Here is an 18790-nt window from a genome sequence, read left to right as displayed (position 1 = left end):
CTCCTCCGGTTCGGTCGGTGCCCGCCCAAGGATAGAAGAATCGGCCGGGTGCCAAGTCGCCGGGGGCGAATGTGCGCGAACGGCTTCCCGAGCGGCGATCCATGTCGTGGAATGGGGGGATCGGGGGCAGCCCAACTCCAGACCGGAGGGAGCAGCCGTGACGACCGTACGCGAGAGCACGATCGAACAGGTCAGGCGCCGCCGCACCGGGACCGTCATCGCGTCCTGGCTGTCCACGACGGACCACAAGGTCATCGGTTATCTCTACCTGATCACCTCGTTCGTGTTCTTCCTGGCGGCCGGCGTCATGGCGATGGTGATCCGGGCCGAGCTGGCCGCGCCGGGGCTGCAACTGGTGAGCCAGCAGCAGTACAACCAGCTGTTCACCATGCACGGCACGATCATGCTGCTGCTGTTCGCCACGCCGCTGTTCGCGGGGTTCGCGAACGTGGTGATGCCGCTGCAGATCGGCGCGCCCGACGTGGCCTTCCCCCGGCTGAACGCGGTCGCGTACTGGTTGTTCCTGTTCGGCGGGCTCATCGTGTTCGCCGGGTTCTTCACGCCCGGCGGGGCGGCCGACTTCGGCTGGTTCGCCTACACGCCGCTGTCGTGGTCGACCTACACGCCGCAGGTGGGCGGGGACCTGTGGATCATGGGGCTGGCGCTGTCCGGCCTGGGCACGATCCTCGGCGCGGTCAACTTCATCACCACGATCATCGGCATGCGGGCGCCCGGCATGACGATGTTCCGGATGCCGCTGTTCACCTGGAACGTGCTGCTGACCAGCATGCTCGTGCTGATGGCGTTCCCGGTGCTGGCGGCGGCGCTGCTGGTGCTGGAGGCCGACCGCAAGCTCGGCACGCAGGTGTTCGAGGCCGCCAACGGGGGCCCGATGCTCTGGCAGCACCTGTTCTGGTTCTTCGGCCATCCCGAGGTCTACATCATCGCGCTGCCGTTCTTCGGCATCATCACCGAGGTCATCCCGGTCTTCAGCCGCAAGCCGATCTTCGGTTACATGGGGCTGGTCGGGGCCACGATCGCGATCGCCGGGCTGTCGATGACGGTGTGGGCGCACCACATGTTCGTCACCGGGCAGGTGCTGCTGCCGTTCTTCTCGTTCATGACGTTCCTCATCGCGGTGCCGACGGGCGTGAAGTTCTTCAACTGGATCGGCACGATGTGGCGGGGGCACCTGAGCTTCGAGGCGCCGATGTTGTTCGCCGTCGGGTTCCTGGTGACGTTCCTGCTGGGCGGGCTGACCGGCATCATCCTGGCCTCGCCGCCGCTGGACTTCCACATCAGCGACACCTACTTCGTGGTGGCGCACTTCCACTACGTGGTGTTCGGCACGGTGGTCTTCGCCATGTTCTCGGGGTTCTACTTCTGGTGGCCGAAGATGACCGGGCGGATGCTGGACGACCGGCTCGGCCGGCTGCACTTCTGGCTGCTGTTCGTGGGCTTCCACACCACGTTCCTCATCCAGCACTGGCTGGGGCAGCTCGGCATGCCGCGCCGCTACGCCGACTACAGCGCCGCCGACGGGTTCACCACGCTCAACGAGATCTCGTCGGTGGGCGCGTTCCTGCTGGGCGCCTCGACGCTGCCGTTCCTGTACAACGTGTGGAAGACGGCCAGGCGCGCCCCCAAGGTCACGCTCGACGACCCGTGGGGCTACGGCAACTCGCTGGAGTGGGCCACCTCCTGCCCGCCGCCCCGGCACAACTTCCTCACCATGCCGCCCATCCGCTCCGAGCGGCCCGCCTTCGACCTGCACTACCCGCGCCGGCCGGGGGAGCGGGAGCCGGTGGCCGACGAGTCCGACAGCCCCGCGATCGGCCCCCGGGAGGCGCCCGGGGACACATCCGACTGACCTTTCACGCGAGCGACCCCGGTGCTTGGGTGAAAGTGACCTTTCGCCTATCTAGGGAGATCGGCGATGAACGGTACGAAGACCCCCTTCGACCCCGAGACGGCCCCCTGCGGCAAGAAGTCCGGAGGTCAGCGCCTGGCCGACGACGACGGCTACGGCATGGTGATCCGCGACCAGTTCTTCGACTGCGGCTGCCGGCGCATCCGGCACGAGTACCACGACGGGAGCATCCACCTGTCGGCCGTCCGCTGCGACGGCAAGCGGGTCAGGGACCTTCTCCAGCCCGACCACGGGAGCTGAGCATGATCGACGTGCTGATCGTCGGCGGCGGCGCGGCCGGCCTGCGCGCGGCCGTCGCCGCCGCCGAGAGCGATCCGGCCGCGAAGGTGGCGGTCGTCTCGAAGGTCTACCCCATGCGCAGCCACACGGTCTCGGCCGAGGGCGGCGCGGCGGGGGTGATCGGCCTCGACGACTCGCACGACGAGCACTGCTACGACACGATCTCCGGCGGCGACTGGCTGCCGGACCAGGACGCGGTCGAGGCGTTCGTGCGCGAGGCCCCCCGCGAGCTCATGCGGCTCGAACACTGGGGCTGCCCGTGGAGCCGGGAGCCGGACGGGCGGGTCGCGGTCCGCCCGTTCGGCGGCATGAAGAAGATGCGCACCTGGTACGCCGCCGACAAGACCGGCTTCCACCTGCTGCACACGCTGTTCCAGACCACGCTCAAGTACCGGGAGCTGATCCGCTACGACGAGTGGTTCGTCACCAGCCTGATCGTGGACGACGGCCGCGTCCACGGCGTCGTCGCCCTGGAGATCAGGACCGGCCGGATCGAGGCCATCCCCGCCAGGACCGTGCTCCTGGCCACCGGCGGCTGCGGCCGGATCTTCCCCTTCACCACCAACGCCGCCATCAAGACCGGCGACGGCATGGCCCTGGCCTACCGCGCCGGCGCGCCGCTCAAGGACATGGAGTTCGTCCAGTACCACCCGACCGGCCTGCCGTTCACCGGCATCCTCATCACCGAGGCGGCCAGGGCGGAGGGCGGCTGGCTGATCAACAAGGACGGCTACCGCTACCTCCAGGACTACGACCTGGGCAAGCCCACGCCGTCCCCGACGCTGCGCAGCATGGAGCTGGGGCCGCGCGACCGGCTCTCCCAGGCGTTCGTGCACGAGCAGCGGGCCGGGCGGACCGTGGACACCCCGTACGGGCCGGTCGTCTACCTGGACCTGCGCCACCTGGGCGAGCGCAAGATCGACGCCCGCATCCCGTTCGTGCGCGAGCTGTGCCGCAGCTACCAGAACCTGGACCCGGCCACCGACCTCATCCCGGTGCGCCCGGTCGTGCACTACATGATGGGCGGCGTCCACACCGACCTCGACGGCGCCACCCCGATCGCCGGCCTGTACGCGGCGGGCGAGACCGCCTGCGTGAGCATCAACGGCGCCAACCGGCTCGGCTCGAACTCGCTGCCGGAGTGCCTGGTCTTCGGTGCCCGCGCCGGGGCCGCGGCGGCCGCCTTCGCCCGCTCGCACCGCGGCGAGGCGGAGCCCGCGGCCGTGCGCAGCCAGGGCGCCGACGAGGAGCGCAGGCTCCTGCGGGCGCGGGCCGGCAACGCCTCCGGCGAGCGCATCGCCGACCTGCGCGAGCGGATGCAGCACACCCTGGAGGGCGCGGCCGGCATCTACCGGGACGGCGGCGCGCTGGCGCGGGCCGTCGACACCCTCGCCGACCTGCGCGAGCGCGCCGACGAGGCGCGCGTGGAGGACACCAGCGACGCCTTCAACACCGAGCTGGTCGCCCTGCAGGAGCTGCACGCCATGCTGGACGTCGCGCGCACGGTCGCCGCCTGCGCGCTCAACCGGCGCGAGTCGCGCGGCGCGCACCAGCGCACCGACCACACCGCCCGCGACGACCGCGCCTACCTCGCCCACTCGCTGGTGCACCGCGCCCCCGACGGCACCCCGTCGGTGACGCTGCTGCCCGTGACGATCACCCGCTGGCCCCCGGGAGAAAGGGTGTACGGCCGTGACTGACACCACGCGCGAGGCCCGGCGGGAGGCGGGCACCCGCACGATCAGGATGGAGATCGCCCGCTACCGGCCGGGCCGGGACGCCGAGCCGGTCTTCCAGGGCTACGACGTGCCGCTGATGGCCGACTGGGCGGTGCTCGACGGCCTGGCCTACGTCAAGGACCGCCTGGACGGCAGCCTGTCGTTCCGCTGGTCGTGCCGGATGGGCGTGTGCGGCTCGTGCGGCATGACGGTCAACGGCGAGGCCCGGCTGACCTGCGGCACGTTCCTGACCGAGTACGGCGGGGGCCCGGTGCGGATCGAGCCGCTGAAGGGCTTCCCGGTGATCAGGGACCTGGTGGTGGACATCGACGGCTTCCTGGACAAGCTGTCGTCGGTGCGGCCGTGGCTGGTGCGGGAGGGCGAGGAGCTGCCGCTGAGCACCGAGTACGCCCAGACGCCCGCGCAGCTTGAGGCGTACAAGCAGTACAGCCAGTGCATCAACTGCCTGCTGTGCTACTCGGCCTGCCCGGTGTACGTGCTCGACCCCGACTTCCTGGGCCCGGCCGCGATCGCGCTGGCGCAGCGCTACAACCTGGACTCGCGCGACATGGACGACCGCTTCGACGTGCTCAACGCCGAGGAGGCCGTCTGGGGGTGCACGTTCGTCGGCGAGTGCACCCGGGTCTGCCCCAAGCACGTGGACCCGGCCGAGGCCATCCAGCGCTACAAGGTGACCGCGGCCATGCGCTCGGTGCTGCCCTGGGGGCGGCGGCGATGACGGCCACCTACCGCGCCCGCCGCGACCGCTTCTGGTTCGCCCGCACCCGCTCCTGCACGGTGTTCGTGCTGCGCGAGCTGACCAGTGTCTTCGTGGCGTGGGCGGTCGCGTTCACGCTGATGCTGCTGGCGGCGGTGCTGGACGGCACGCAGGAGGAGTTCGCGGCGCTGGCCGCGCGCCCGTGGATGATCGCGGTCAACGTGGTCGCGCTGGCGGCGACGGTCTTCCACGCGGTCACCTTCCTCAACCTCGCGCCCAAGGCGACGGTCGTCCGGCTGGACGGCTGGCGGGTGCCGGCCTGGATGATCCAGGGCGGCAACCACACGGCCTGGGCGCTGGTCTCGCTGATCGTCGCCTACTTCGTGCTGAGGACGCCATGAGACGCACGCCGGAGCCGTACCTGTGGTTGTTGTTCAGCGGCGGGGGAGTGGTGGCGGCGCTGGTGCTGCCGGTGCTCGTGCTGCTGTTCGGGGTGCTCATGCCGCTCGGCGTGGTGGACTGGCCGACCGCCGCGCACCTGCGTGACCTGGCCGGGAACCCGGTCGTGCGGGTCGCGGTGCCGGTCGTGGTCGTGCTGTGCCTCTTCCACGCCGCGCACCGGATCAGGTTCACCAGCGAGGAACTGCTGGGGATCGCCAGGTTCGACCCGATCATCGCGGTGTTGTGTTACGGAGGGGCCATTGTCGGGGGTGTGGTCGCGACACTATTGATGGTCTAAATGTCGTGTTTTGATCACGTTTCAACAACGCACTTTACGCCGGGTTTATCGACGTTCTAACGTCCGGCATTGCACACCCTATGGCCATGCGCCCGGCGACCCCGGGCAGAGAGGGTTCCTGGTGCCCAGCACAAAGCGCTTATTGGCAGCTTTCCCGGCGGTCGCCCTGCTGGGGGCCGCCCTGTCCGTGCCCACCGCTCAGGCGGCCTCCGTCGCCGACTACGAGCCCGCGGCCTCGGACTTCTACGTCAACTACGCCCCGCCCCGGGTGGCGAAGGATCCCGAGGCGCCCCCGGTGAACCAGCGCCAGGCGCGCTCGCTCACTCCCGCCCAGAAGTTCGACCGCAAGTTCAGCAGCGGCAACCCGGCCGCCGGCCGCGTCCTCGCCGCCCGCGAGAACGAGGCCATCAGGACCGGCCGCAACCCGGCTGAGTGGATCTTCAAGAACACCAAGCAGACCCGTACGGCCAAGCTCCTGACGATCCTCGTCGAGTTCAACGAGCAGGCCAACGACGACTTCTCGGGCTTCAACCGGTTGCGCACCCCCGACAGCGACCCCGACGACTGCGTCGTCGAGCCGCCGGGCACGCTCCAGAACGGCCCGCTGCACAACAAGATCCCCGACCCGGCCACGCTGCCGCACAAGGACAACAACTCCTTCTGGGTCAAGGACTTCAGCCCCGAGCACTTCAACAAGATGCTCTACACCGACCAGGGCATCACCGAGCGCGTGCGCAAGGACCTGAAGGACCCGCGCGACGGCAAGCCCGGCATCGACATCTCCGGCTACACCATGAAGAAGATGTACGAGGAGATGTCGAAGGGCGCCTACTCGGTCACCGGCTCGGCGGTCGGCTGGATCAAGGTGCCGCACTCCGAGGCGTGGTACGGCGCCGCGGCCTGCGGCGGAGCGCCCCAGGACATGTCCGGCCACCCGGACAACCCGCTCGGCGCTCAGCAGCTCCCGATCGACACCGTCAACGCCCTGGCCCAGGCGCAGCCGAGCTTCCCGTGGGCCGACTACGACGTCGAGGACGTCTCCGACGCCGACGGCGACGGCAACTTCAACGAGCCCGACGGCGTCATCGACCACCTGGTGCTCGTGCACGCCGGCAAGGACAAGTCCTCCGACGGCGGCGCCCAGGGCACCTACGCCATCTGGGCGCACTCCAGCGCGGTGGCGGGCGGTTACAAGGTCCCCGGCACCGACAAGAAGATCTCCAACTACATCGTGCAGCCGGAGGACTCGGGCGTCGGCGTCTTCGCCCACGAGTACGGCCACGACCTCGGCCTGCCCGACCTGTACGACACCTCCGGCGCGGCCAGCTCGGCCGTCGACTTCTGGGACCTGATGTCCAGCGGCTCGCACTCCGGGCCGATCTTCCAGTCGATGCCGTCGCACATGGGCCTGTGGGACAAGTGGGTGCTCGGCTGGGCGAACCCGAAGACGTTCGACCCCGGCGACGCCGCCAAGCTGGTGACCGTCGGGCAGTCCTCGCGCACGCCCAAGCTCACCGCCGACGGCGTCCGGGTCAACCTCGCCTCCACGCCGCTCAAGATGGTGGACGTGCACAGCGGCTCCAACGCCTGGTGGAGCGGTCTCGACCAGGACTGGGCCAACCTGACCCTCACCCGCGACCTGGCCGTCCCCGCCGGGACCGACCTGCGGCTGTGGATGTGGAACAACTACGTCATCGAGCAGGACTGGGACTTCGGCTTCGTCGAGGTCTCCACCGACGGCGGCGAGACCTGGGCCCAGCAGAAGGTCTACGACGAGGCCGGCACCGAGGTCACCACGCCGGACGACTACCCGGACCCGAACAAGAACCTCGCCACCTTCGGCCACAAGAAGTACGGCCTCACCGGTGACAGCGGCGGCTGGCGGCACGACTACGTCAACCTGACGCCGTTCGCCGGGAAGAGCATCAAGCTGCGGCTGACGTACAACACCGACGCCGCCTTCCAGGAGCGCGGCTGGCACGTGGACGACTTCGCGCTGACCAACGGCACCGAGACGGTGTGGAGCGACGACGTCGAGGGCGGCGACAACGGCTGGAAGGCCACCGGCGGCACGTTCACCAACACCAGCGGAACGGGCTGGACGCGCAACAACGGTGAGCGCGAGATCTCCCGCTTCTACCTGGCCGAGTGGCGCAACTTCGACGGCTTCGACAAGGGCCTGGCCTACACCTACGACACCGACTACTCCCGCGACGGGGCGTGGAAGGTGCAGAAGATCAAGTACAACGCGCCGGGCCTGCTGGTGTGGTACCGCGACTCGACCTACATCAACAACAACCTGGCCAGCACGCTGCAGCTCCCGCCGAGCATCGGGCCCAAGGGCAGCCTGCTCGTGGTGGACTCGCACTTCGAGCCGCTGCGCCGCACCGGCACCGCCGCCCAGAAGGACCCCACGCTCAACAAGAACCTGCAGGGCCGCGTCCAGACCTCCAACGCCGCGTTCGGGTTCGGCAAGACGTACCCGTTCAAGGAGTGCCTGGAGGCGCCGGACGAGCCGTTCAGCGAGTACTGCACGGACTTCCCGGCGCAGAAGGGCGTGTCCGCCTTCACCGACGCCAAGACCTGGTACCCGGGCCTTGAGGTGATCAACGGCGCGCTGGCCTACCGGGACTTCGACGCCTCCGTGGTCGTGCCGTCCAAGGGCGACCAGAAGTACACCACCCGCGTGGTGCACCAGGACGGCACCCCCGCCCCCGAGCTGTACGGCCAGGTGGCCGCCGGCTCGGTGCTCGGCACCGGCAACCCCGGTGACGAGGGCAAGGCGCTGGGCGTGCAGTTCAAGCTGATCAGCCCGCTCCCGGGCAACCTGGGCGCCATCGTCCAGGTCGTCCCGCCGAAGAAGTAGATCATGGGCCGCCGGGACCTCCCGGCGGCCCTACCATTGGTGACCATGAGCGAACTGCGCACCAAGACCGAGCACACCGAGGCGATCCAGCGGGATCGCCGGGTGGCCGTGGTGGTGAACACTCGCTCGCGCCGCGGCCGGCGGCACTACTTCGAGGTGATCGAGCAGCTGCACGCCTCCGGCTTCGAGCCGCTGGCCGAGCTGTCGGTCTACAACCCCAAGCGGCTGCGCGAGCTGCTCGACACCGCGCTGGCGACCGACCCCGACCTGCTCATCGTGGGCGGCGGCGACGGCACCCTGTCCTCGGCCGTGCGCCACGTGGCCCACCGCGACGTGGCGCTCGGCGTCCTGCCGCTCGGCACCACCAACAACTTCGCCCGCAGCCTCGGCCTGCCGCTCGACCTGGCCGGGGCGATCCGGGTCTTCGCCACCGGCAAGGTGGCCGACATCGACCTCGGCATGGCCGACGACCGGCCGTTCGCCAACCTGGCCAGCTTCGGCGTGTCGGTGGAGGTCGCGGGCAAGGTCAAGCCGTGGCTCAAGCGCCTGGTGGGCCGCCCGGCCTACCCGATGACGGCGCTGACCGTCCTGCCCGGCCACCGGCCGTTCCGGGCCTTCATCACCGTCGAGGGGCAGCGCCACGAGTTGCTCACCCACCAGCTCAACATCGCCAACGGCCGCTTCCACGGCGGCTGGCAGGTGGCCAGGGACATCAGCATCGACAACGGCATGCTCGTGGCCTACCAGCTCGGCTCGGGCAAGAAGCTGCGCCTGCTCGGCGAGACCCTGCTGCGGGCCACCACCGGCCGCTGGCGCAGCCTCGCGGGCGGGCCGTTCGTGGTCGGGCGCGAGATGTTGCTGGAGACCGACCCGCCGATGGCCGCCGACGTGGACGGCGAGGTGCGGCTGCGCACCCCGATCCGGCTGCGCGTGGTGCCCAACGGCGTGCGCGTCATGGTGCCGGCCTCCTTCGAGGACCGCTGATCGGACCCCACCTGATCGGACCCCACCTGATCAGACCTCGCCTGATCAGACCTCACCCAGTGCCCGGTAGGCGGGGGTGAGCACGCGGCCCAGGTCGCCGGGCGGCGGGAAGATCCGTAGCAGCAGGTCGGGCGCCGCGCCCGCGGCGGGCCGCTCGGGCCGGTGCGCGGTGGCGCCGGGGGCGTAGAAGTCGGCCAGCCGGTCGGCGAACGGCACGTCCGCCACCTCCGGCTCGTCCGCCGCCCCGCCGGCGGCCAGCGACCCCAGCAGCTGCTCGCGGGTGCGCCCGCGCCAGGCCAGCACCAGGAACGGGTCGTCGTCGAACGACTCGGCCAGCAGGTAGAGCACCGCCGACAGGTGCTTGCACGGGAAACCCCAGTCCGGGCAGGAGCAGTCCATGTCCAGCTCGCTGGGGAACAGCTCCGCCCCCGCCGCGGCGAACAGCTCCTCGATCTCGGGCGGCATCTCCCCGGCCAGCAGCCTGGCCCGGTGCACGGCCTGCGCCGCGATGGCCTCCTCCAGCGCGGCCCACCGGCTCTCGCCGAACGCCTCGATCCTGACCACCACCGTGTACGGGGCCGGCCGCGAGCCCTGCACGGAGGCCCTGACCTCCCCGGCGGCCAGCTCGATCGCCAGGACCTGGCCCTGGCGGGCGTAGGCCCGGCCGCGCGCGAGGCGGCCCTTGTCGCAGACCCGCTCCAGGAGGTCGATGAAGCGCCGCGACCACCAGGTGGAGCCGATCGAGCCGCGCATCGAGCGCGCCCGCAGCCCGCCCTCGACCCGGATCGGCCGCTGGTACGGGAAGTCCCCGTGGTCGAAGTCGCCGAACCAGGACATCCTCAGTCTCCCGCCCCTCGCGCCGCCTCGGCCGTGAGGCGGAACACCTCGCGCAGCTCGCCGGTGGACAGCTCCGCCAGCCAGTCCTCGCCGGTGCCGACCACCCGCTCGGCCAGGGCCTTCTTGCGCTCGATCATCTCGTCCACGCGCTCCTCCAGCGTGCCGGCGCAGATCAGCTTGCGTACCTGCACGTTCCTGCGCTGCCCGATGCGGAAGGCCCGGTCGGTGGCCTGCTCCTCAACGGCCGGGTTCCACCAGCGGTCCACGTGCACGACGTGGTTGGCCGCCGTCAGGTTGAGCCCGACGCCGGCCGCCTTCAGCGACAGCACGAACAACGTCGGCTCCGGGTCGTTCTGGAACCGCTCGACCAGGCGGTCGCGGGTCTTCTTCGGCAGGCCGCCGTGCAGCCACAACACCGGGCGCTCCAGCCGCCGCTCCAGGTAGGGCTGGAGCATCGCGCCGAACTCGGCGTACTGGGTGAACAGCAGCGCCTTCTCGCCCTCGGCCAGGATCTCCTCGGCGAGCTGCTCCAGCCGGGTCAGCTTGCCCGAGCGGCCGGCCAGGCGGGAGCCGTCCTTGAGCAGGTGGGCCGGATGGTTGCAGACCTGCTTGAGCTTGGCCATGGTGGCCAGCACCAGGCCGCGCCGCTCGATGCCCTCGCTGCCGTCGATCCGGTCCAGCATGTCGTCCACGACCGCCTGGTAGAGGCTCGCCTGCTCGGGCGTGAGCGGGCACCACTCCTTGACCTCCAGCTTCTCCGGCAGGTCGGAGATGATGGAGGTGTCGGTCTTGAGTCGGCGCAGGATGAACGGGCCCGTCGCCCGCTTCAGCGCGCGGGCGGCCTCGTCGTCCTGGCGGGCCTCGATCGGCTCCTGGAAGCGCGTCCGGAACCGGGAACGCGGCCCCAGCAGGCCCGGGTTGGCGAACTCCATGATCGACCAGAGCTCGGCCAGGTGGTTCTCCACCGGGGTGCCGGTCAGGGCCAGGCGGGTGGCGGCCGGGATCGAGCGGACCGCCCGCGCCTGCAAAGTGCCGCTGTTCTTGATGGCCTGGGCCTCGTCGCACACCACCCGGCGCCACTCGTACCGGCTGAGGGCGTCGAGGTCGCGGTGGGCGGTGCCGTACGTGGTGATCACCAGGTCGGCGTCCAGGACGCGGGCGGGGTCGCGCCCGCTGCCGTGGTGGACGTACACGCGCAGGCCCGGCGCGAACCTGGCCGTCTCGCGCTGCCAGTTGCCGACCAGCGACATCGGGCACACCAGCAGCGTGGGCGCGGGCCGCTCGTGAGCGGGCCCCTCGTGGGCCTGTCTCTCGTGGGCCTGTCTCTCATGGGCCCGTCTCTCGTGGGCCTGTTTCTCGTGGACCAGCAGCGCGAGCGTGGTGACCGTCTTGCCCAGCCCCATGTCGTCGGCCAGCACCCCGCCCAGGCCCAGCTCGGACAGGAAGCTCAGCCACGCCAGGCCGCGCTCCTGATAGGGGCGCAGCACGGTCTCCAGCCCCGCCGGGGCCGGGATCGGGCGCAGCCGCCGCTCGGCCCGTCCGGACAGCAGGTCGCCGAGCACGCCGTCGGCGTCCACCGCCACCAGCGGCGGGTCGCCGTCGTGCTGGATCACCTGGCGCAGGACGTCGGCGGCGCTCGCCTCGCCCGCCCGCGCGCCCTCCACGGCGCGCAGGGCCGCCCTGAGCTGCCGGTCGTCCAGCTCCACCCACTGGCCGCGCACCCGGACCAGCGGCACCTTGAGCCGGGCCAGCTCAGCCAGCTCCTCCTCGCTGATCGTCTCCTCGCCCACCGCCAGCTCGACGCGGAAGTCGACCAGCTCCCGCATGCCGAACCCCTGGCTCACGGCCGCCGTCTGCGCCTTGGTCCTGGCGGTCAGCTTGAGGCCGAGCCGGGTGCGGCCGGCCCAGCGGGGGAGCTGCACGCCGAACCCGGCCGCCTGCAGCAGCGGCGCGGCCTGGCGCAGGAACCCGAACGCGCCCGCGGTGTCCAGCCACAGCTCGCTCGGCTCCGGCACGCGCAGGGCGGGCTCCAGCTCCGGGTAGAGCCGGACGGCGCGGCCGAGGCCGGTCAGGAGCTCGCGTCCGGGGGCCGGGGGCAGGCCGGGGGCGCGTTCGCCGGCCCAGAGGGCGGCGGCGGGGACGTAGAGGCTGGGGTCGTCGGCGGCCTGCAGCGCCAGCTCCACCCGCCAGCCGCCCACCTCGCCGCCCACCTCGCCGCCCGCCTCGCCGTCCGGGTCGCGGTCCGGGGCGGGCTCCATCAGGCGGAAGCACACGCGGGCCGTGCCCTCGGCCGCGGTGGCGGCGGCGTGCCACTTCTCCAGCTCGCGCCGCAGCTCGGGAACGTCGGGGCAGGCCGGGTCGGGGCCGGTCAGCGCGGCCAGCCAGCGGTCCCGCAGGGTCGTGGGGCGGGCGACGAGCGGCCCGGTGAGCGCCTGCCGTGCCAGCGCGTCCGCGAACGCCTCCAGGGCCTCGCGCAGGACGCCGGCGGAGGGCCGCTCGGCGCCGCAGGCGCGGCAGGCGGGCGGCATGGCCAGCGCCAACTCCCGGAAGTAGCCGCCGTCCACCCCGCTGACCACCGGCCGCCACACCGCCCGCGCGTCCGCGGACGGCACCTCCCACATGCTCCCCGGCCCCGTGCTGCCCGGCCCTGTGTTGTCCGGCTCTGGGCCTTCCGGGGCGAGGAGCTGGGGCAGGACGCGGCCCCGGCGGACCAGGTCGCGGGCGAAGGCGGCGACGGCCGCCCAGTGGCGGAGGGTGGCGGTGCCGGGCCGGCCGTCGAGCAGGCGCAGGGCCGTGGCGGCGGGCGGGACGACGACCGGGACCCGCCACGGGCGCAGCCGCGGCCGGGCGATCTCCGTGGGCCGGCCGCTCTCCGGCGACGGCAGCGGCTCCCTGGCCGATCCGGGCAACAGCAGCTCCAGCGTGCGCTCCGGCGGGTCCTCCAGGCCGAGCGCGGCGGCGACGGCGGCGGCCGGGGCGGCGAAGGGATGCGGGCGCGGCCGGTCGCCGCCGCCGGGCCGCCCGGGTGGCGCCCCGGCGTCCTCCGCCCAGAACGCGAGCCCGTCTCCCGCCCAGACTCCGTGTACGACCAGCACCACGGCAGATTACCGCCGCCCGCCACGACCCTTATATAAGCGGCCCCTGAAGTTGTAAAATGGACGGATGAACAAGACTCCCGGATCGTGGTGTGAACGGCCTGGTCCGCAGGCCCCGCCGTGCGAGCTCCCGTCCCCGTGGAGCCGCCCCAAGCAGCCCGGCAACTGGTGCGACGTGCCCGAGCACCCCGTGCTGAAGGTCCTTGACTTCGTCCTGAAGTCCGCAAGACGTAAGTAGTACGTGATAGAAGGCCAAGTGCCTGGGTAGTCGCCTCACTCGACGGAGGAGGCGAACGATCGTGAACGACACCCAGAAACTGGTCAACGATCTCTCCGAGCAGGTCTCCAGGCTCGTCAAGGATGAGCTCCGCCTGGCCAAGATGGAGCTCACGGCGAAAGGCAAGCGCGCCGGCCTCGGCGCGGGCCTGTTCGGTGCGGCCGGGACGGCCGCTTTCTATGGCGGTGCCGTGCTGGTGGCCGCCGTCGTCCTGCTCCTCGCTCTGGTCATGCCCGGCTGGCTGGCGGCCCTCATCGTGGGCGTCGTCCTGCTCATCGCCGCCGCCGTGCTGGGCCTGATCGGCAAGAACCAGGTGAAACGCGCCACGCCGCCGGTCCCCGAGGAGACCATCGCGAGCGTCAAGGCCGATATCGACATGGTCAAGGAGAGGGCACGCCGATGAGCGAGACCAACCCCGGATACAGCGAGCAGCACGCCGGCGACATCGGGGCCCACCGCGCCACCGTGGGCACGCCGACCGAGCCGGAGTCCGTCAACGTGCCGGCGACCAGGCCGGGCGCGGCGGAGAACGCCCGCCGGGAGGAGGCCTCCAGGAAGGGGCACGAGACCTTCGTCCCCCAGCCGCCCATCGAGGACGACCGCACCGACGCCGTCGACAGCCGGCGTACCGAGGAACGTTCCATGGAGGGCACGAACCGGACCGACACCCCCGGCGGCACGTCCACGCGCACGGGGACCACCCGCGAGGGCGGCACCGCCCCCGCCCGGAGGACCACCGGGGACGGTGACGACGACGAGGACGACGCTGCCAGGCGCGCCGTGCGCAGGGACATCGAGGAGACCCGCGCGGAGCTGGGCAGGACCGTCAGCGCGCTGGCCGGCAAGGCCGACGTCAAGGCCAGGGCGAGCCACGCCGCCGAGACGGCCAAGGAACGGGCCGCCGAGGCCGCGGGAACGGCCAAGGAACGGGCCGCCGAGGCCGCGGGGACGGCCAAGGAGAAGGCGGTCGAGGCAGCCGGGACGGTCAAGGCCCGCGCGGCCGGGGCCGCCGGCGTGGTCGTGGACAGGACCGCGGAGATGGCCGGCCGCTTCGGCGAGCACGCGCCCGACCAGGTCAGGGCCGTGGCCGAGGAGGCACGCAGGAAGCCGGTGGTGCTCGTCGCCGCCGCCGCGGCCGTGGCCGCCCTCGTGGTGCGCCGCGTCGTCATGAGGCGCCGGGCCCGGCAGGGCGGCCGGCTCGCGAGCGGCCGGGCAGCGGTCCGCCGGGTCATGGGGTCCCGGGTCATGGGGTCCCGGGTCATGGGGCGCCGCGGGGGCAAGTGAGGTGACCGACCCGCGAGGCGTGCCGGAAGGGCCCGGCGAGTTCCCCCGGCGGGCCTGGTGGACGGTGCTGAAGCGGACGTTCATCGAGTTCAGGAACGACCGCGTGCAGGACCTGGCCGCCGCGCTCACCTACTACGCCGTGCTGTCCATCTTCCCCGCGCTGATCGTGCTGGTGTCGGTGTTCGGGATGCTCGGCAGGAGCGACGCCTCGGCCCAGCTCGGCAGCGTCCTGGTGCTGGTGCCCGCCGAGGTGCGCGAGCTCATCGTCAAGAGCATCGAGGCGGCCCAGGGCGGCACGGGCAGGGCGGGCGTCGTGGCGATCGTCGGGTTGCTGGTCGCCCTGTGGTCGGCCTCCGGCTACATCGCGGCCTTCATCCGGGCGGGCAACGCCATCTACGACATCGAGGAGGGCCGGCCGTTCTGGAAGACGACCCCGCTGCGGATCGGCCTCACCCTGCTCACCACCGTGCTGCTGGCGCTCGGCGCGATCGCCGTCACGCTCACCGGCGACATCGCCGAGACGGTCGGCGGGGCCCTCGGCCTCACCGACGCGACGGTGACCGCGTGGAACATCCTCAAATGGCCGGTCATGGTAGTCGTCGCCGCCGGCCTGATCATGCTGCTGTACTGGGCCGCGCCCAACGTGCGCCAGCCCGGCGTGCGCTGGATCTCGCCGGGCAGCGTGCTCGCGATCGTGTTGTGGGTGCTCGTGTCCGGCGGGTTCGCCGTGTACGTCGCCACCTTCGCCTCCTACGGCAGGACGTACGGCGCGCTGGCCGGGATCGTGGTGTTCCTGGTCTGGCTGTGGTTGTCCAACATGGCGCTGCTGCTCGGCGCGGAGCTCGACGCCGAGCTGATGCGCCAGCGCTCGATCGCCCAGGGCCGCCCGGCGGAGCGGGAGCCGTACGCCGTGCCCCGCGATCCCCCGAAGGTCGATAACCTGCCGGAATGACACTTCGAACGGTCGCCGCCGCGCTCGGCCTGCTGCTTCTCACCGGATGCGGCGCGGGCGCGGCGGTGAGCGACTTCGGCACGGTGGTCAAGGGCGCCAAGGGCACCACCGTGCCGGTCGAGCTCCGCTCCGGGCAGCGCTTCTCGCTGGCCGTGCCGAGCAACGCCTCGGTCGGCGACAGCTGGTCGCTGGCGGCCGTGCCGGACGCGAAGGTGGCCTCGTTCATCAGCCAGGAGAGCGACGGCGAGAGCCACCAGCCGGGCGCGCCGGCCACCGTCTACTTCGTCTTCAACGCCAAGCGGGCGGGCACCACCGAGATCAGGCTGTTCGACTGCTGGCGCTGCGGCACGGACCGCACGCCGAAGGACGAGGAGAGCAGGCGGCAGTCGGGCGAGGCGGTCTTCACGCTGACCGTGCGCTAGGTGCGCCGGCGCCCCGGCGACGCCGCGCGGCCGGGGCTCAGAGCGCGACGGGGCCGAGGTCGCGGACCACCCGGGCCAGCGCCAGGACGCGCTCGCACGCGGCCTCGGCGCGCCAGATCAGGCCCCAGCGCAGCCGCGGGACGTCATGGATGGGCACGAACCGCACGTCCGGGCGGGCGTGGTAGCGGGCGACATGGGCCCCCAGGTGGTGCACGGCCTCGCCGGCGCCGACGATGGTGAGGATGTCCTCCAGCTGACCGACCGCCGGGCCGCGCTGGACGAGCCGGCCGCCGGGTGTCCGGAACGGGATGAAGGCGTCCTCCCAGTAGTCGGGCAGGGGCACCGCCGCGCGCAGGGCGCCGAACTCCCCGAAGACCTCGATCGAGACCGAGGAACGCTCGGCCAGCTCGTGCCCCGGCGCGGCCAGCAGCATTCGGGGCTCGGTGAAGGCGACCGGGCCCACGGTGAAGTCCGGCTCCTCGATCGGCAGCCAGGAGACCAGCACGTCCACGTCGCCGTTGCGCAGCGGCTCGAAGGGGTGGATGAACGGGTTGTGGCGGATGCGCAGGCCCCACTGCGGGTGGCGGACGCGGAACGCCTCCCAGTAGGGACGCAGGTCGTAGGCGTTGCAGGGCAGCATGCCGACGCTGAGCACGTCGGTCTTGCCCTGCGCGGCCAGCCTGGCCCGCTCCAGGCCGGCGCACAGCTCGCGGTAGGCGGGCCGCAGGTCGCCGTGGAGCTGCTCGCCGATCGCGGTGAGGCGGACGCTGCGGCTGGTGCGCTCGAACAGCTTGGCGCCGATCTGGCGCTCCTGCTTCCTGACCGCCTGGCTGATGCGTGCCGGGCTGACGCGCAGCCGCTCGGCGGTCCTGGCGAAGTGCAGCTCCTCGGCGAGCGTCAGGAAGATCTCGATGTCGCGTAACTCCATCACACCCAACGATCCTCAGCGGCGTCCCGGAAGGAATTGTGGCACGCGCCCGCGTCGCGCCGAGCGCGAGCCGCGGCCTCGGGCCGCTGGGCGCCGGGCCGGTAGGGTCGAGCGGTGAGCACAGACCTGTTCTGCGAGATCATCGCCGGCGAGCGGCCTGCCCACCTGGTGCGGGCCGACGACGTGGCGGTCTCGTTCCTCGACACCCGGCCGGTCTTCAAGGGGCACGTGCTGGTCGTGCCCCGGGCCCACGCCGAGACGCTGGCCGACCTCGGCGACGTCGGGCCGTTCTTCGCCCGGGTGCAGGCCATGTCCAGGGCCGTGGAGGAAGGGCTGGAGGCCGGCGGCACGTTCGTCGCCATGAACAACCGGATCAGCCAGAGCGTGCCCCACCTGCACGTCCACGTGGTGCCGCGGCGCAAGAAGGACGGGCTGCGCGGCTTCTTCTGGCCGCGCACCACGTACGACTCCGCCGAGGAGGCCGCGTCGTACGCCGCCCGCATCGCGGCGGCCCTGTGAGCCCCGCGGGCCCGGCGAGCCCCATGAGCTAGGCTTCGGCCGCGTGGAGTACGTCGTCGGCAGCGCCGTGGTCGCCGCGCTCGTGGGCGTGCCCGCGATCGTTCTCTGGCGCGTCATGCGGGGCCGCCGCGAGCTGGGCACCAGCCCGGCCGAGCGGGCCACGTTCGAGACCCTGCACACCGCCTCGCTGGCCGGGCCGCCGCTGCGCTCCGGGCTCACCGCCGACGGCGCCGAGCGCGCCTCCCGGCACCTGCGCGCCCTGCTCAACTCGCCCGCCCTGGCCATCGCCGACGCCGAGCGGCTGCTCGTCTACGACGGCGAGGGCGACGACCACCACGCCGAGGCGGCCTTCCAGCACGCCGCCGCCACCGTCGAGGACGGCCGCATCCAGGTCCTCACCCTCGACTGCGACCTGCTCGAATGCCCGATCAGGCAGGCCGTGGTGGTGCCGCTCACCACCGACGACCGCGTCGTCGGCGCGCTCATCGCCTACAGCCAGAGCGCCTCGGCCGGCCTGGTGCGCGCCGCCCAGGAGGTCGCCGGATGGGTGGACTCCCAGCTTGAGCTCGCCGAGCTGGACCGCTCGCGCACCCGGCTCATGGAGGCCGAGGTGCGGGCGCTGCGGGCGCAGATCTCGCCGCACTTCATCTACAACTCGCTGACCACGATCGCCTCGTTCGTGCGTACCGACCCGGAGCGGGCCAGGGAGCTGCTGCTGGAGTTCGCCGACTTCACCCGCTACTCCTTCCGGCGGCACGGCGAGTACACCACGCTCGCCGAGGAGCTGCGCTCCATCGACCGCTACCTCATCCTGGAGCGGGCCAGGTTCGGCGACCAGCTCCAGGTCACGCTGCGCATCGCGCCCGAGGTGCTGCCCGTCGCGGTGCCGTTCCTGTGCCTGCAGCCGCTGGTCGAGAACGCCGTCCGGCACGGCCTGGAGAGCCGCAACGGCGTCGGCCGCATCACCATCGTCGCCGAGGACGCCGGGGCCGAGTGCCGCATCAGCGTCGAGGACGACGGGCTCGGCATGGACCCCGACAGGCTGCGGCGCATCCTCGCAGGTGAGATCGTCCCGGCGGGCGGCGTCGGGCTGGCCAACGTGGACGAGCGGCTGCGCCAGGTGTACGGCGACGAGTACGGCCTGGTCGTCGAGACCGGCGAGGGAGCGGGCACCAAGGTCAACATCAGGTTGCCGAAATATCACCCCGGTGTCTCTGCCCGTTGACCTCGATCTTTGTTGTC

Annotated in this window: 18 protein-coding genes; 15 read left to right on the top strand and 3 right to left on the bottom strand. The window is 71.9% G+C overall.

What is annotated here, in order from left to right; all coding sequences use genetic code 11:
- The first annotated feature begins 157 nt into the window (after nucleotides 1-157).
- The 8 genes from ctaD to AB0H75_RS12345 all read left to right on the top strand — a co-directional run bounded on the left by ctaD (nucleotide 158) and on the right by AB0H75_RS12345 (nucleotide 9234).
- Nucleotides 158-1870: a cytochrome c oxidase subunit I gene (gene ctaD, locus AB0H75_RS12380; protein WP_367794796.1), complete on the top strand. Its 1713-nt coding sequence runs from the start codon at nucleotides 158-160 to the stop codon at nucleotides 1868-1870.
- A gap of 66 nt (nucleotides 1871-1936) precedes the next feature.
- Entirely contained in the window at nucleotides 1937-2170 is a 234-nt protein-coding gene (locus AB0H75_RS12375; protein WP_367794793.1) for a hypothetical protein, read from the top strand.
- A gap of 2 nt (nucleotides 2171-2172) precedes the next feature.
- Entirely contained in the window at nucleotides 2173-3909 is a 1737-nt protein-coding gene (gene frdA, locus AB0H75_RS12370; RefSeq protein WP_367794790.1) for a fumarate reductase (quinol) flavoprotein subunit, read from the top strand.
- Complete coding sequence (sdhB, locus tag AB0H75_RS12365; protein ID WP_367794787.1) at nucleotides 3902-4666, top strand: succinate dehydrogenase iron-sulfur subunit; 765 nt, start codon at nucleotides 3902-3904, stop codon at nucleotides 4664-4666. Before frdA ends, sdhB begins: the two co-directional genes overlap by 8 nt.
- Entirely contained in the window at nucleotides 4663-5046 is a 384-nt protein-coding gene (locus tag AB0H75_RS12360; RefSeq protein ID WP_367794784.1) for a hypothetical protein, read from the top strand. The genes sdhB and AB0H75_RS12360 overlap by 4 nt, the downstream gene beginning before the upstream one ends.
- A complete protein-coding gene (frdD, locus tag AB0H75_RS12355) occupies nucleotides 5043-5384 on the top strand; it encodes a fumarate reductase subunit FrdD (RefSeq protein WP_367794781.1) in 342 nt (113 codons plus the stop codon). Before AB0H75_RS12360 ends, frdD begins: the two co-directional genes overlap by 4 nt.
- A gap of 142 nt (nucleotides 5385-5526) precedes the next feature.
- Nucleotides 5527-8250, top strand: coding sequence for an immune inhibitor A domain-containing protein (locus AB0H75_RS12350; protein WP_367794778.1), 2724 nt, complete (start codon nucleotides 5527-5529; stop codon nucleotides 8248-8250).
- Between the two features lie 45 nt (nucleotides 8251-8295).
- Complete coding sequence (locus AB0H75_RS12345; protein WP_367794775.1) at nucleotides 8296-9234, top strand: diacylglycerol kinase family protein; 939 nt, start codon at nucleotides 8296-8298, stop codon at nucleotides 9232-9234.
- A gap of 45 nt (nucleotides 9235-9279) precedes the next feature.
- Here AB0H75_RS12345 and AB0H75_RS12340 read toward each other — a convergent pair whose 3' ends face one another.
- Together AB0H75_RS12340 and AB0H75_RS12335 are read right to left on the bottom strand one after the other, a co-directional pair.
- Complete coding sequence (locus tag AB0H75_RS12340) at nucleotides 9280-10071, bottom strand: SWIM zinc finger family protein (protein ID WP_367794772.1); 792 nt, start codon at nucleotides 10069-10071, stop codon at nucleotides 9280-9282.
- 2 nt (nucleotides 10072-10073) lie between these two features.
- The gene (locus tag AB0H75_RS12335) at nucleotides 10074-13166 is read right to left on the bottom strand and encodes a DEAD/DEAH box helicase (RefSeq protein WP_367794769.1); all 3093 of its coding nucleotides are present in this window, start codon (nucleotides 13164-13166) and stop codon (nucleotides 10074-10076) included.
- 67 nt (nucleotides 13167-13233) lie between these two features.
- Between AB0H75_RS12335 and AB0H75_RS12330 the strand changes: the two genes are divergently transcribed.
- From AB0H75_RS12330 to AB0H75_RS12310, 5 genes are all read left to right on the top strand, one after another.
- Entirely contained in the window at nucleotides 13234-13404 is a 171-nt protein-coding gene (locus AB0H75_RS12330; RefSeq protein WP_367794766.1) for a hypothetical protein, read from the top strand.
- 61 nt (nucleotides 13405-13465) lie between these two features.
- Nucleotides 13466-13846 carry a phage holin family protein gene (locus AB0H75_RS12325; RefSeq protein WP_367794763.1) on the top strand — a complete coding sequence of 127 codons (381 nt, stop codon included), beginning with the start codon at nucleotides 13466-13468 and terminating at the stop codon, nucleotides 13844-13846.
- Nucleotides 13843-14727 carry a DUF3618 domain-containing protein gene (locus AB0H75_RS12320; RefSeq protein ID WP_367794760.1) on the top strand — a complete coding sequence of 295 codons (885 nt, stop codon included), beginning with the start codon at nucleotides 13843-13845 and terminating at the stop codon, nucleotides 14725-14727. The genes AB0H75_RS12325 and AB0H75_RS12320 overlap by 4 nt, the downstream gene beginning before the upstream one ends.
- 1 nt (nucleotide 14728) lies before the next feature.
- Nucleotides 14729-15679: a YihY/virulence factor BrkB family protein gene (locus tag AB0H75_RS12315; RefSeq protein ID WP_367794757.1), complete on the top strand. Its 951-nt coding sequence runs from the start codon at nucleotides 14729-14731 to the stop codon at nucleotides 15677-15679.
- A complete protein-coding gene (locus AB0H75_RS12310; protein ID WP_367794754.1) occupies nucleotides 15676-16101 on the top strand; it encodes a protease inhibitor I42 family protein in 426 nt (141 codons plus the stop codon). Before AB0H75_RS12315 ends, AB0H75_RS12310 begins: the two co-directional genes overlap by 4 nt.
- A 37-nt stretch (nucleotides 16102-16138) precedes the next feature.
- Here the strand turns inward: AB0H75_RS12310 and AB0H75_RS12305 are convergent, their stop codons facing one another.
- On the bottom strand, nucleotides 16139-17029 hold the full coding sequence (locus tag AB0H75_RS12305) for a LysR family transcriptional regulator (RefSeq protein ID WP_367795988.1): 891 nt from the start codon (nucleotides 17027-17029) through the stop codon (nucleotides 16139-16141).
- Nucleotides 17030-17143: 114 nt separating this feature from the next.
- Between AB0H75_RS12305 and AB0H75_RS12300 the strand changes: the two genes are divergently transcribed.
- Both AB0H75_RS12300 and AB0H75_RS12295 read left to right on the top strand, forming a co-directional pair.
- Nucleotides 17144-17548 (top strand): HIT family protein, encoded by a 405-nt coding sequence (locus AB0H75_RS12300; RefSeq protein WP_367794751.1) that lies wholly within the window; start codon nucleotides 17144-17146, stop codon nucleotides 17546-17548.
- Between the two features lie 43 nt (nucleotides 17549-17591).
- Entirely contained in the window at nucleotides 17592-18773 is a 1182-nt protein-coding gene (locus tag AB0H75_RS12295; RefSeq protein WP_367794748.1) for a sensor histidine kinase, read from the top strand.
- Nucleotides 18774-18790 lie beyond the last annotated feature (17 nt).

Origin of the sequence: Nonomuraea sp. NPDC050783 (assembly GCF_040802095.1) — a bacterium.
Lineage (GTDB): Bacteria > Actinomycetota > Actinomycetes > Streptosporangiales > Streptosporangiaceae > Nonomuraea.
Note: the sequence above shows the minus strand (reverse complement) of the source record. Positions and strands in the feature narration are given on the sequence as shown.

What these genes read in the sequence shown, in the direction of transcription:
- frdD (WP_367794781.1), top strand. Translation starts at nt 5,043, where the DNA reads ATGAGACGCACGCCGGAGCCGTACCTGTGGTTGTTGTTCAGCGGCGGG.
- AB0H75_RS12375 (WP_367794793.1), top strand. Translation starts at nt 1,937, where the DNA reads ATGAACGGTACGAAGACCCCCTTCGACCCCGAGACGGCCCCCTGCGGC.
- AB0H75_RS12340 (WP_367794772.1), bottom strand. Translation starts at nt 10,071, where the DNA reads ATGTCCTGGTTCGGCGACTTCGACCACGGGGACTTCCCGTACCAGCGG.
- AB0H75_RS12330 (WP_367794766.1), top strand. Translation starts at nt 13,234, where the DNA reads ATGAACAAGACTCCCGGATCGTGGTGTGAACGGCCTGGTCCGCAGGCC.
- AB0H75_RS12310 (WP_367794754.1), top strand. Translation starts at nt 15,676, where the DNA reads ATGACACTTCGAACGGTCGCCGCCGCGCTCGGCCTGCTGCTTCTCACC.
- AB0H75_RS12360 (WP_367794784.1), top strand. Translation starts at nt 4,663, where the DNA reads ATGACGGCCACCTACCGCGCCCGCCGCGACCGCTTCTGGTTCGCCCGC.
- AB0H75_RS12345 (WP_367794775.1), top strand. Translation starts at nt 8,296, where the DNA reads ATGAGCGAACTGCGCACCAAGACCGAGCACACCGAGGCGATCCAGCGG.
- AB0H75_RS12305 (WP_367795988.1), bottom strand. Translation starts at nt 17,029, where the DNA reads ATGGAGTTACGCGACATCGAGATCTTCCTGACGCTCGCCGAGGAGCTG.
- frdA (WP_367794790.1), top strand. Translation starts at nt 2,173, where the DNA reads ATGATCGACGTGCTGATCGTCGGCGGCGGCGCGGCCGGCCTGCGCGCG.
- AB0H75_RS12320 (WP_367794760.1), top strand. Translation starts at nt 13,843, where the DNA reads ATGAGCGAGACCAACCCCGGATACAGCGAGCAGCACGCCGGCGACATC.